The sequence below is a fragment of the Microbaculum mangrovi genome, assembly GCF_051390635.1.
GTDB lineage: Bacteria > Pseudomonadota > Alphaproteobacteria > Rhizobiales > Tepidamorphaceae > Microbaculum.
On the sequence record NZ_JBPODT010000001.1, the window covers coordinates 349,258 to 362,074 of the forward strand.

Annotated in this window: 9 protein-coding genes; 7 read left to right on the top strand and 2 right to left on the bottom strand. The window is 53.5% G+C overall.

The window, feature by feature from the left end:
• The first annotated feature begins 4 nt into the window (after window positions 1-4).
• Together ACSF9G_RS01710 and ACSF9G_RS01715 are read left to right on the top strand one after the other, a co-directional pair.
• The gene (locus ACSF9G_RS01710) at window positions 5-895 is read left to right on the top strand and encodes a DUF7146 domain-containing protein (RefSeq protein WP_436637636.1); all 891 of its coding nucleotides are present in this window, start codon (window positions 5-7) and stop codon (window positions 893-895) included.
• Window positions 885-2,171 (top strand): virulence-associated E family protein, encoded by a 1,287-nt coding sequence (locus tag ACSF9G_RS01715; RefSeq protein ID WP_436637638.1) that lies wholly within the window; start codon window positions 885-887, stop codon window positions 2,169-2,171. The genes ACSF9G_RS01710 and ACSF9G_RS01715 overlap by 11 nt, the downstream gene beginning before the upstream one ends.
• Window positions 2,172-3,382: 1,211 nt before the next feature.
• On the opposite strand, the gene ACSF9G_RS01720 is transcribed toward ACSF9G_RS01715, so the two are convergent.
• A complete protein-coding gene (locus tag ACSF9G_RS01720; protein ID WP_436637640.1) occupies window positions 3,383-4,153 on the bottom strand; it encodes an HTH domain-containing protein in 771 nt (256 codons plus the stop codon).
• A 733-nt stretch (window positions 4,154-4,886) separates the two neighbouring features.
• On the opposite strand from ACSF9G_RS01720, the gene ACSF9G_RS01725 reads away from it, so the two are divergent.
• The 5 genes from ACSF9G_RS01725 (at window position 4,887) to ACSF9G_RS01745 (ending at window position 10,327) form a co-directional block, all read left to right on the top strand.
• Window positions 4,887-5,984 carry a COG3904 family protein gene (locus ACSF9G_RS01725; RefSeq protein WP_436637642.1) on the top strand — a complete coding sequence of 366 codons (1,098 nt, stop codon included), beginning with the start codon at window positions 4,887-4,889 and terminating at the stop codon, window positions 5,982-5,984.
• Window positions 5,985-6,355: 371 nt separating this feature from the next.
• The gene (locus ACSF9G_RS01730; RefSeq protein WP_436639630.1) at window positions 6,356-7,252 is read left to right on the top strand and encodes a competence protein CoiA family protein; all 897 of its coding nucleotides are present in this window, start codon (window positions 6,356-6,358) and stop codon (window positions 7,250-7,252) included.
• Between the two features lie 411 nt (window positions 7,253-7,663).
• On the top strand, window positions 7,664-8,110 hold the full coding sequence (locus ACSF9G_RS01735) for a hypothetical protein (RefSeq protein ID WP_436637644.1): 447 nt from the start codon (window positions 7,664-7,666) through the stop codon (window positions 8,108-8,110).
• A gap of 152 nt (window positions 8,111-8,262) precedes the next feature.
• On the top strand, window positions 8,263-9,345 hold the full coding sequence (locus ACSF9G_RS01740) for a hypothetical protein (RefSeq protein ID WP_436637646.1): 1,083 nt from the start codon (window positions 8,263-8,265) through the stop codon (window positions 9,343-9,345).
• A gap of 40 nt (window positions 9,346-9,385) precedes the next feature.
• Complete coding sequence (locus ACSF9G_RS01745) at window positions 9,386-10,327, top strand: site-specific integrase (protein ID WP_436637648.1); 942 nt, start codon at window positions 9,386-9,388, stop codon at window positions 10,325-10,327.
• Between the two features lie 441 nt (window positions 10,328-10,768).
• Here the strand turns inward: ACSF9G_RS01745 and brxL are convergent, their stop codons facing one another.
• Window positions 10,769-12,817, bottom strand: a complete 2,049-nt coding sequence (gene brxL / locus ACSF9G_RS01750; protein ID WP_436637650.1) for a protease Lon-related BREX system protein BrxL — start codon at window positions 12,815-12,817, stop codon at window positions 10,769-10,771.

The following is a 12,817-nucleotide window of genomic DNA, read 5'->3' on the forward strand; positions in this document are numbered from 1 at the left end:
CACAATGACTCTCGAGCAACTCGCCTCTGCTCTCGGCGGAGATTTGAACGGCCGCTGGATCAATATTCCAGGGCCAGGCCACAGCAAGACAGACCGGTCCCTGGGTTTCAGCCTCGAAAAAGCGGCTCCCGCTGGGATTCGAACTCATAGCTTCGCAGGCGACGACGAAGAAAGGTGCCGCGAGCACATCCTAGGGCTGCTTGAAGGGAAGCCTTCAGTGCAATTTTTCAACGGAACAGCCCCGGAAACTGATGAGCAACGCGAGCGGAAAAAGGTCAGTGCACTTGACATCTGGCACCAATCAACAGCGCAACAAGGGACTCAGGTCGAAACCTATCTGAGGGCTCGCGGCTGTCCACTGTCCCAGCATCATATTGAAGCCGACGCCATTCGCTTTCACCCAGCCTGTCCGTTCGGCACGTTGCGCGTTCCGGCCATGATCGGATTGATGCGAAACCCCGAAACTAACCAGCCGACAGGCATTCATCGCACGGCACTTCGCGACGACGGGCGCGGCAAACGAAACATGCCGGATGGTTCGTCCCCCAAACGCATGCTGGGCATTGCGAAGGGAGCTGTCGTGAAGCTCCAAATCGAAGCGCCCCGGATGGGAATTGCTGAGGGAATCGAGACCGCACTCAGCGCAAGCTTGCTCTTCGACCAACCTGTATGGGCAGCTCTCTCCACTAATGGAATCCGCAACTTTCCGCTTCTGAAGCCTCTGCAGTTTCTGAGCATTTTCGCGGATAACGACGAAGCTGGACTCGCGGCTTCTAAAGAATGCGCGAGGCGTTATGCATTGGCCGGCATCAACGGAAGCATCTGCGCGCCGTTAGAACGTGGTGCCGACTGGAACAATTTTTCGCGAGAAGGAATCCCAGACAATGCCAGTTAAAGTAACGAAGAAGATAAAGCCCAATGATCCGGCCGCAAAGGTCATTGCGTTTTCCGATTTTGGACTTCCGAACGACACCTCAGACCCACCGATTTGGCTCGATCTTTGTCAAAAGACAAAGGACAAGCCTAATAGCAATTTGGCCAACGCCATGATCGCGCTGCGTATCGACCCGGCTCTCGCGGGCGCAATCGCGTTCGATGAGATGGCTGGGTTGTCCATGCTAATGAAGCCGCTGCCAAAACAAAATATAAGTGAATTTGCTGCCCGTCCGCTAAAAGACGAAGATGTGACCGCCATCAGAGAATTCCTTCAGTTGTGTGGCTTAAAATCAATATCGAAGGCGACAGCGCACGACGCAGTTGATTTTGTCGCGGCACAAAATAGTTTCCATCCGCTGAGGAAACAATTGAACGAATTAGTTTGGGATGGCGTTTCGAGAGTCGATTCCTGGCTTTCCGTTTATCTTGGCTGCGCGAATTCAGTTTATGTTTCCGCCGTTGGCAGAATGTTCTTGATATCGATGATCGCTCGGGTTTTTGAGCCCGGATGCAAAGCTGACTATATGCTCGTGCTCGAAGGACCTCAGGGAATTGGGAAGTCTACGGCGTGTGCAATACTTGGTGGTGACTGGTTTTCAGATAATTTACCCGACGTCACAGGTGGAAAAGATGTCAAGCAGCACTTGAAGGGCAAATGGCTAATCGAAATCGCTGAGATGTCGGCAATGAGTAAGGCTGAAAGTTCCCATCTCAAAGCTTTTTTAACAACGCGAATAGACCAATACCGTCCGAGTTACGCTCGCAAACCAATTGAACAACCGCGCCAATGCATCTTTATCGGGACTACAAATCTCTCCGAATACCTCCGCGATGAAACTGGTGGAAGGCGTTTCTGGCCAGTTTGTGTTGGGAAAATTCAAATCGAAAAGCTCGAAAAAGACAGAGACAAGCTTTTCGCGGAAGCATTAGAATTATACAGGCAAGGTCACAAATGGCATCCGAATCGAGAGTTTGAGCGAAAATATATACTTCCGGAACAAGAAGCACGTTTTGAGGCTGATACCTGGGAAGACACAATTAAAGAATATCTGCTAAAAAACGAGTTCGACAAAATAAAAATTGGGCTGATATTGGCTAACGCCCTCCAGATAGATACGCAAAATCGAAGCACCAGAAACGAAAGACGTGTTAGAGCGATTCTTCAGAAAATTGGTTGGAAAAAGGAATCGAAAAAAGACGCTGAAGGGAACTTCTGGTGGGTTAGACATAAATGAATGCGCAGAAGTTCACAGGTAGCCCGGATGACACGGATGACACGGATGACTTTTTCGATATTAGACGGAGAAAATAACACTGGCAGAAAAGCCAGCTAGGACTCATTTGGCGACGCAGATACTGCGCGTATGCAGTCGACCATAGGATTCGCTCGTCACTCAGAGCCCGGTAATTTAGCGCAAAAAAGTAGCGGTCCCTTGTGCATAGTCGTCGCTGTCGCGCAGGCCAGTCTCACAATGATGAGATAAATTCCCTCAAATTGTCTGGTGCCCGCCCGCAAAGCATGCTGCAGATCCCGCCATCACGATTCACTACATCCATAGCCCTGACCCGAGGTATCTGAGTGGGCGACGATCTAGAGAATCATAACGCATTAAGAATTCAATCCACTAAAAAGTCATCCGTGTCATCCGTGTCATCCGTGTCATCCGTTTTTGAAATTTCTGATCACTTCAGTTCACAAAATTCACGGCCCCGCCCTGCTAGATCATCATCTGGATTGATAATGAAAAACGTTCGGCAACAATTGCGCTATAGGCGCTCGCCCGTTCTCAATCGTGTACTGCCAAGGCGCGGGAAGTAACTGGTAGCCGGCGCGCCGCACTTCTCGACAAAGCCGATGCCGGGAAATGGAATATGCATGCCGGCGGTCGTCAATCTATGGAATCGCACTCAGTGTCACGGCGATCAGGGAAGTGAAGATAATTTCACAGCGCGATACTACCTGGAAACTGTTTGAATCGAGCTTTTGCCGCCATCGAAAAGGCAGCACGAATACGCGACCCAAGCGTAAACAGATCCAGCACTCCCCCACTGGAATCTGAATGCAGCGCGCAAACACTCTGCGTTTCCTATGGAGAGGTTCTTAAAAGCAAAATACGATCCAGCCGCCCGAGCCACTTTGAGCTGGAATCATAGCTGGCGCCGCTCGTATTGCGCAGTCTACAGGCTGTGGCTAAGCGCGATTGTGACTGGGCTAGCGCCGTCAACATTTATCGCGAATTACTCTAAGAGACGGGCCTTCCGTCGCCCGAGGAACTTCAGCAGGGACAAACTCAAAAATGCGAGCTAAGCGACTGCCCTCTCTTCCCAATCTTCGTCCTCAGTTGTTTCATGCCGCGCGTTGATTCAATAAACAGCAGGCCCAGTTCCTTTTGAGGTTCCCGCAATTAAAGACGCTCATTATTTTAAAAAATGGAATTTGAAAGCATCAATCACCAAATAATTTATTTTGCATATTTTTAAACATATCCTCCATTTGAACCCTCTCAATTTTCGGGTCTTTCACTTGTAAATACTCGGCACCAGAAAATCTATCCCCCCCCCCTTTTCTATTGAGAGGGGGTTCAAGACTTTCAATTAGTAATGCCTCCATTGTATCTATAACAACAGACTGTGACCAATGTGGGCTATCATCGGAGAGTTGCCCTTTCTCATCTACGGACCGAAGCCCGAACCACGAAAATCTATTCCAGCGCCCGCCGAGACGATCCGAAATATGAGTACGCAAGCGCACTCCGAGACCGTCAGCAGAGCGACCGACGTAAATAACGCGCTCCCTGTCGTGCAGAAGATAAACACCAATCTGCTCCGAAAAATTCACTTTCTCAGCGCCTAAACCCTGCCTTCCGAATAACGATGGTCTAGCAGATTTCCAATAAACAAACTCTCTTTGCCAGAACATCCCGAAAGAACGAAGCGCTCCAGCCTCTTTTTCTTCTTCTGCGGCCTCTAATGATGTTGTTAAATCACTTTTTTCTTTTGCCGACTCTTTTAAGGTGTATTCCCCTCTGCCAATCCTCAAATACGGTGAGTTGTCCCCCTTCAGAGAAACACTAAGGTGGGACGCAACTGTAGAGGCAGGTGTGGCCCCTACTTTTTTCCTCAGCCCTTGGGATACTATCCGGTCAGCAATTTCAGAGTAATGTAGCGCGCCATCTGCCTCTTTCAGTACTTGATTGATTGCGTCTTCCCAAGCCATTTCTCCTCTTGACATATCGACTCCTAGTCGCAGTTTCGTTAAATATACTTCAAGATAGTTTCTGCTGATTTTCCTTCGTTTTTGACAGCCGGGCTTCCCCATTTGGATCGCTAACGGTAAGTTTGCTGCAGTGGGTAGCGGCGATCAAGTTGAATGACCGCCCACACCGGTTGGGCGGACGGCCTCCCAAAAGCGAGAACGCAAGCCCACAGGCGTCAAGTGCCGCAAAGATGGCTATACAGCCGTGTTCCGGACAAGCCCCTCTCATCGCCAGCGCTGCGTGCCGACGATTTAGTGCTGGTCCCGATCATGCGGAATCGGCCTCGACAGGGGGGGGGCGCCGCGCAAACCTTCGATCAGCGCAACGATACGTGCGAACACCTGCCGAGGTAGCGCCGTCTCAGTCAGGCGGATCTAGAGGCTCCCTTGCCCCCCAAGGACATTTCTGGAGACAGCCATTCGTTCCGTCTCAAAGGGGGTACTGCCGAGGGGATTCAAAAGGCAATAGCTCCAGCAATTCAATGCCTTAGTTATTACGAGGTTGGGAGGCCCCGCGAAGGCCCTAAATGTGGAAAAGCCGAATCTGTCCTATGAGGACACCGGGGGACATACCAGCTCCTTTGGAAGGACATTTCCTGTCGCCGGGAGAGACATCACCAAAGGTGTCGGATACTACTCGTTCCGGGATTGGCATGCCTCATCGAGAGAGACATCTTCATCGAATGAGAGCCAGATGCGCAATTCTAGGGATGAGATAAAGGCGCTGGCTCGTTGGAAGACATACGAGGGAGGTGCAATTTTGAAGGTCGCCGCTAGGAAACTGTTTTTTGTTCTCTCTGGCCTCCTGTTCGTTGCGATTTCTCATGCTGCTTTCGGTCAGGAATTTAGCGTCATTGGAGACGGCCGGTTTGCCGAAATGACGGGTGCAATCGAAATTGATGCGGACAAAGAATTTTCCGCGTTTCTTAATTCTAATCCAAACGTAATCGGAATCCGTTTGAACAGTCCTGGGGGAATAGTTGTGAACGCCATCGCGATGGCGGAAGAAATATCTAAAAGGCGGCTGAGCACTTTTATCGCGGAAGACCAATCCTGCGCATCTGCATGCGCTATTCTGTTTTTCGCTGGCTATGATCGGTTGGTGAAAGGTCGGTTAGGAGTCCACCAAATGGATGATGGCGGACGAGGCGACGCATCAACGTTGCAATTTGTTCTCGCTGAGCAACTCGATGCCTTCCAACGGTTTGGCGTGCCTTGGACCGTTACACACTACATGCTGACGACTCCGCCGTGGGAAATGCGTTGGCTTAGTGATGATGATATTGAAAACTTGGCTCTAAATCGCGATCTGCCCGGCGACGCTTCGGAATTCGCACTCGCACAACCCGCTCCTAAAAGTCGTTCGGAGCAGTTTATATTTAGCGATTATCCGCCACATGAACATTTCACGGGACAACCTCGTCTGCCCGACTTTTCTGGTCGCGATTCCGACTACCGAATGTACCGCACTCGCATCCGAGAAGGTGCTGCGCGGGGCGTGAATTTCGCCGGCCACTACTCAATCGTTGAAATCGGGTGCGGTACATCTTGTCGCTTCGCATTCGTGGTGGACCTTCGGACAGGAGAGGTGGGGTCGTTTCCGCATGGAGGCGAAGAGAATTACCAAATGAAATTGCTCTACTCGCCAGATAGCAGACTGTTAAAGGTCCGTTGGATGGGCGACATAAATAGCGAGACTTGTACGGAGCAGGACATGCTCGTCGAAGGACTTAGGTGGCAGATTCTTGATAAGCGACCCGCTCCGATCATCAACGGGTTTTGCGACTACTGAGTGTTCGCACTCAGCGGGACGACGGCGAGCAAAGCCGCAATGCGTAGGTAACCGAGCCTCCGCCGACTGCACTTAGTCAAAGCAGGATGATACATTCGACGCAATGCTGGCTGACCGCCGACGAAGTTCCGAAAGTAGGCTCTCAAGTGTTTGCTAAGTTATACGGTGGTGAAAAAAAGCCGATGCCGCTTCGATGCTTGGACGAACATGGTCGGAGTATTCAATCATTTGATTTGACACCCGAGCAATGGCAGTTGCTTCGTTCGAGGAACAAATGCGTAGCGCACCTGCGGATGCCCTGCTGCGATTCCAAAGTCACCCTCAAATCGTCAAAACGCGGGACCCAGTTTTTTGCGCACAAGGCCCGCGGAATGTGCGCGACAGCGCCCGAGGGTGAAGTGCACCTTCGACTGAAGGCAGCAGCGGTTAGGATTGCCCGTGCCAATGGTTGGACAGCAGAGACAGAAGTTACCGGTTCGACACCTTCGGGAAAAACTTGGAGGGCGGACGTCCTCGCTCAAAGAAAGCACTTCAAGGTCGCGATAGAAATCCAATGGTCTAGTCAAACAAACGAGGAAATTCTCGAGAGACAGTCACGGTACAAAGCCTCCGGTGTTCGCGGCCTTTGGCTCGTTCGCCATCCCGGATTTCCAATCACGCACTATCTACCGGCTGCGTATATTCGCGGAGACGTGAACAGCAGATTTGAGGCGTGGATCCCAGGCTGTCCGGGAATGGGAGCGCGACATCGGTCCGATCCAAGTGATCTGCACCAAACATTGGAAATGGAGGAGTTCCTAGCGGCGGCATTCACTGGGCGATTGAAGTTCGGGATCCCCTTAAATGCCCCGGCAATCGTCTCGATCAGAGGAACATTTATTGACTGCTGGAAATGCCAAGCGCGCACACGGAAGATAACCACAATCGATGTAACGTTTGGACCAAACGAGTGCAGTTTCACTATACCCGAGCTTGGGGAAAACCCAGAACTCGTTGGAGAGGTACTGCAGCAATTGCCGAGTGGTCTAGGAATCGGAACGATCAAGCCCCGTTATAGCAAGACGCAGGAGCGGCGATACATCAGCAATGGCTGCATACGTTGCGATAGCCTTCAGGGCGAGTTCTACAACAACGATGGTTGGGAGAGCGAGGCACTTCTCTGCGAGTTCCCGATCCGTCTTTCTTCCCTTTGGAAGCATGCAATACTTGAGCAGTGGGAAGATGAAGGGTGCTGGAGTGTATATGACAGTCCCATTCCTATGAAATAAAACTCCTTCAGTATCAATCACCTAGGCCCTCGATTCAGTCGATCCGACGATCTATGGTTCCTCCTTCAGCCTCTGGGTCACCTTGCGCTGGTTCGGCCAAGATTGGCTGCAGTGGCGTTGCAGTCGGATCAAAATGACGCCTGCGTCTACGTTGATGAAAAGCTTCGGAAAATCCGACTATGGTCGCCTTGCGGAATCGACTGCTGGGGGTTTTGCTTGTCCGAATAAAACTGCCAAATCGTCAACTGCCCACTCACAATACACAATCCCCTTGCCACCGCCCGAACGATACCGTCATCATTTGGAGCCAGGCGGACATTCTTCAGAGAGGGAGAGAGAGCTCAACAGTTCGCGATTAGAAGTATGTGGTTGGGAAAGAGTCTAAATTTCGCTATTAAGCTGGAAGATTCTATGATTTATCCTGGTGATACTGCGAGTTTAAGTGAAATAATCGAATTGGCTGAAGAATTCCGCCTCGCGGCAAATACTCTTGTGACGAGTGGCCGAAAAGGAAAACCTCTAAGCCGTGCTCCTGGTCGGTTAGTGGCAATACACGCGATTGAGTTGTTTTTGAACGCCTATCTTTTACACATTGGCCAGTCCGCTCAATCGATAAGAGGCATGCAGCATGATCTAAAAATACGGGTGGACGCTGCCGCCGAAAACGGGCTTGTTCTGCGGAAACGAACTAAGGCGCATATTTCGAGCTTGGCAGCTAATAGGGAGTATCTGGTATCTCGCTACGGGCCAGAAATGACGACCAGCCTTTCTCAAATCAACCGACTAATGGCGACGCTTGAGGAGATAGCTACAAAGGTTTTGGCTGCAGCCGTGTTGGCTGAACAGTCCCAAAAATAAGCCCGATTTAGATCGAATATTTTGGCATGAACATTGGCGCGTTTTGATCTTGCTGAGCCGTCATATTCCTTTTCATAGAAGTCACTTAGGTTACGCTATTTAGTGGGTCAGACGATCTCTGGCTCCCCCTTGAACCTCAAGGAGGAGATCAGATGAACGGACCCGATGTACTCGCCAATTTACGTGAAGCTCTGGCACAGGAGCTTCAGGCCTACGCTCCCCCGAACATGCAGCCCCTGGACATATCGCCGTGGCTCGCAATGGCACTTCTGCAGAAGGCTGTCCGGCGCGGAGAGCGGGACTTCGCATTGCAGGCTGCGGCTACCCTTCTTCTCCGCTCCCCAGATCGTTTTTGGCGGCGCTGCGGTGTGATCGCGTTTGAAGACGTCGGCGTTGCCGATCTCGATACCGTAGCCCTGGTCACCGCCGCACTTAGCTGCAAGACATTCCGGGCCAAGCTCAGCGGAGAATGGGTGGTGGGGAGCTATGTGGTCGAACGGCTCGTTGAAGCGCAGAAGTGCCGAGCGGCAGATGACCTGCTGCTGGTCGCAGAACGGCACCCTGCCTACGAGCAAAGCAGGCTCCGCCTCACCTACCAAACAACGTCAGAGCTGCTTTGGATTGTGGTCGGCTCGGGGGATCTGGCAGAGCGGGCGTTGGCTTTGTGGAATGCCATCGGCACTGACCGCTGTCCTTCGAACCACCTACGAGCACGAAAGGGAAACCCGCACGCTGTTTTCGATGAACTGTGCGAGGCGGGATACCCCCACCAGATCGTAGAGATCGCGCGGGAGGGCTTCCGACGAACGGGGCAAGTGTTGTGTGCCTTCCTCCCGCTTCTCGTCGCAATGAACCACGGCGGGGTAGCAGTCGTCGAGGATGACCAGTTTCCCCCAGAAACAATGTACGGGGACCTACCGAGCTGGGCGCTCGACATGTACTCGCGTGAGGGGCTACAGGCGCTGACACACTTCCTGGAAGGCGATAGTGCGACAGCACGATGGGTGCGGAAACACATCCCATCAGCTCAACGCGTGAAGTTCCTCGGCAACATCCTATTCGCGGTCGAAGGCGGTCTCATGCGACGGCGGATAAACTGGCCGCTGGCCAACAAGCTGCGGAGACAAGTGGACGTGGAGTGCCAGGGTCAACACTGCCCTAACGCCTCCCAAATCATCGCCCTGCTTCGTGCCGATATCTCGATCCTGAACGAGGTGCGTCGCGATGTTTTCTAACACTCTAACTCGCGATAACCCTCTCTTATCGCGACCCAAAATGGGTGACCTCCAAGGAAGCAAAGGTTGTGAAATTAATTTCACCCACGTCTTGCCAGACGGGGTAGCCAGTTACGTCCGCGACAGCCTCGCTGCCAACACGCGAAGAGCCTACCTCTCCGACTTGGCGCATTTCGAAGCCTGGGGAGGAACAATCCCTGCCCCCGATACAATGGTCGCCGACTACCTGGCACAGCACTGTGAGGCGCTAAGCGTCGCCACATTGTCGCGGCGTCTGGCTTCGATTGCGAAGGCCCACTGCGCCCGAGGTCTGCCAAGCCCCACGAAGTCAGAGCTGGTGAAGGCTACGCTTAGGGGCATCAAACGCCAGAAAGGCACAGCTCAGAAGGAAGCAAAGCCGCTGCTGCGGGATGACCTGTTCCAGGTGCTCGCTGCGATGGGCAATGATGCGAAGAGCATCCGTGATCGCGTCCTCCTGCTGATCGGATTTGCCGGTGGCTTCCGGCGCTCTGAGCTGGTCGGGCTAGACGTGGAAGACATCGAGCACGTCCGCCAGGGAATTGTCGTCACGCTGCGACGGTCGAAGACCGATCAACTCGGGCAAGGACGGAAGATCGGGATCCCACTCGGGCGAATGAGATGGTGCCCGGTCACCGCACTCGATGAGTGGCTCACACGATGCGGGATCGAGACCGGGCCTATCTTCCAGCGCATAAACCGACATGGCCACATACAGATGGATCGGCTCTCAGGTGAGGCTGTTGCCCTCGTCATTCGAGAGCGCCTCAAAGCGGCTGGCTTCGATCCCACCGGCTACTCAGGCCATAGCCTCCGAGCAGGTTTCGCCACCAGTGCCGCCCAAGCTGGGGTATCGTCCTGGAAGATCAGAGCTCAGACCGGTCATGCCTCAGACGCCATGCTGGCTCGATACATTCGGGACGGCGAACTGTTCAGCGATAACGCGGCGGGCGCTTTGCTTTAGTAATCAGCCAAACGCCCATGCGATCACACTGTCCTGAATCTCGGCCGGGCTTGAATTTGGGATCGGGTAAGCCCGCTTAAATCGGCTGAAATTGGTGGGAATTTGACGGCGGACGCATGGTATTCTGCGAACTACTTCAATCGCCAAGCCATTGATGACAATAAAGTATCCAACCGATACATCTAGGACGCGCTAATAGTAAAGTCGGGCTACCGGATGGCTACCCATTTCGAACCAGATTTCGCTGTAGCCGAGGCGCGCACGAATGCCAACCATTGGTGATGTGCTAAACGAAGCGTAGTCGGCAGAATACCCCTCCCCCATATGAAAAGGCAGGTAAGGGGATGGGGGCGTCTTCGCTAGGGACCCTTGAAACACAGAGCCGAAAAAAATCCAACCAGTAAAAGATGGCACTGGAACTGCGCTCAGTCCCTGATCCAATCAGTCATGAAGGGCTTTCCGCAGCGCGTCCGGCGCATCTGCGTAGTACAAGACCTGAACCTTGGTCGCCACTTCGTCCGATAGGTCGAACATCTCTCTACGGCTGGAAACCGGAACGAGCACCGCATCAGCTCCCTTCTCCATAGCCAGTTCCACCACATCAATCGGATTGTGAATTTGTTCGATCGAACCGCCTAAGGTAATTCCGCCCGCGATTGCTAGCCCGCCCTTCAAGGGCTTGCCGAGCAGCCCTGAGCAAAGCGCGGCTAAGACGGCTACGCCAAGTTGCTCGCCACTCTTCGCGGCATCAAACGAGCGAAGTTGTACTGCAAACTCATGCTCCCGCGGGTTCCGCTCGCCAACAAGCTCGCGCGAGCGCGCATAAAGGTTCTGTTCTGCGATTCGAACACTCTCCCTAAAGGGCCCCGGAGGAGACTGATTGAGAATCCTTACACCCCCTCCAGGACTCTCGGTGACCTCAATGCGAAAGAGACCGGAGCCCTCATCTTGCCCACCTGGACTGATCGCCCATACCTGCCCCGCCGGTAGGGGGTCGTAGCCAATGCTGTCTTCGCTTTGGAGTTCGGGAGTCGAAACGAACTTCTCGACCCCGTCCAGGCCCATCACGTAACTAAACTGGGTGTTCCGGAACTCGGCGGACCCAATGCGTTTTTGTTGCTCCTTTACGCGACGGCGCACTTCAAGGGCGAGACGCACGGCCCATTCTAAATCCGCATCCGGCACGGCCATCGCGGCGTCCGGATAGATCAACTTAAGCAAGCCGGAGACCGTCTTGTTCACAGCGTTCTGGTCGCGTCCGGATAGCGCGCCGCCAAAATGAACGCGGCCGGCCAGCACATTCACGCGGCTCTGCGCACGCAGCCGCGAAAAGCATTCAGCGAGGACATCGCTCACTAGGCCAAACTGGTCGGTGAAGAGCGCCTTGCTGACTTTCGGAACATCCCATCCAGGCAAATAGCAGTGTATACGGTCCATGAAGGCGGTATCGTTCCGCATCTCGGGAGGCATCGGGCCGAAGAGTTGGCCGACGCGTTGCTGATGTTGGACGTCGACTTCGAAGTTTCCGAGCATCACGATGCTCCCCTCCGCACGTATGCTCTCGCGACCGCGCGAGAATTCTCCCGACTCCATGTATCCTTTCATAATGTTCACGCCGTCCTTCTGATCGAAGGAGATGCCCGATACCTCATCGAAACACACGACGTCATACTGGCAAACCAAGCCGCGCTGTCCGTTCGACATGTTGACAAACATGCGCGCCACGGTCGCCTTCCCACCTGAGACCAAATGGGCGTAAGGCGATACCTGTTGAAATAGATGGCTCTTGCCGGTACCGCGCGGGCCAAGCTCGACCATGTTGTAGTTGGATTCCACGAAGGGAACCATGCGGAGAAATATAGCGTCCCTAGCGCGCTGACTGAGTTTCTCTGGCTCTAGACCCACGCTGCGCAGGAGGAAATCCTTCCACTCAGACGTAGTCAGCTGGGCGCGCCCGGCTGCGATTTTGTCGAGGATATCCCGTGTGGAGAGCTGGATCTCCCGCAAGCTCATTACCTCGAATGGCCGCCCGCCTTTCTCCTGCGCGATGCTGGCATCGTAGCCGAGCTCGATCTCGGCATAGAAACCACCGGTCAGCATTCGCTCGTGGTCGTGGACGATTTTGTCTGCAATCCGAACATCATTGAGGCGCAGGCTCGGTAGGGTCGCCAGGTAGCTGTCGGTCTTCGCGTCCAATCTGGCTGTTACAATGTCGATAATGCGGACCGACCCACGGTCACGGGCCCTGGATTTAAACAGCTCCTCCTCGCCGGCGCGCACCGTCCTGTCTGACAGCTGCGACTGGACCATATGGAGACCTTCCTCGATCTCTTCAGGCTCAGTGCTTGCACAGTACCGCCCGAGCATGAACTCGACGACGTAGGTTGGCACTGGGAACTGACCGCGGAACCTTCGTACCAGGTCTTTTCGAACGATATGGCCCGGGAAAGCAGCCGCAGCTTTGCGATCCAATTCGTCAAGCGCGATCAC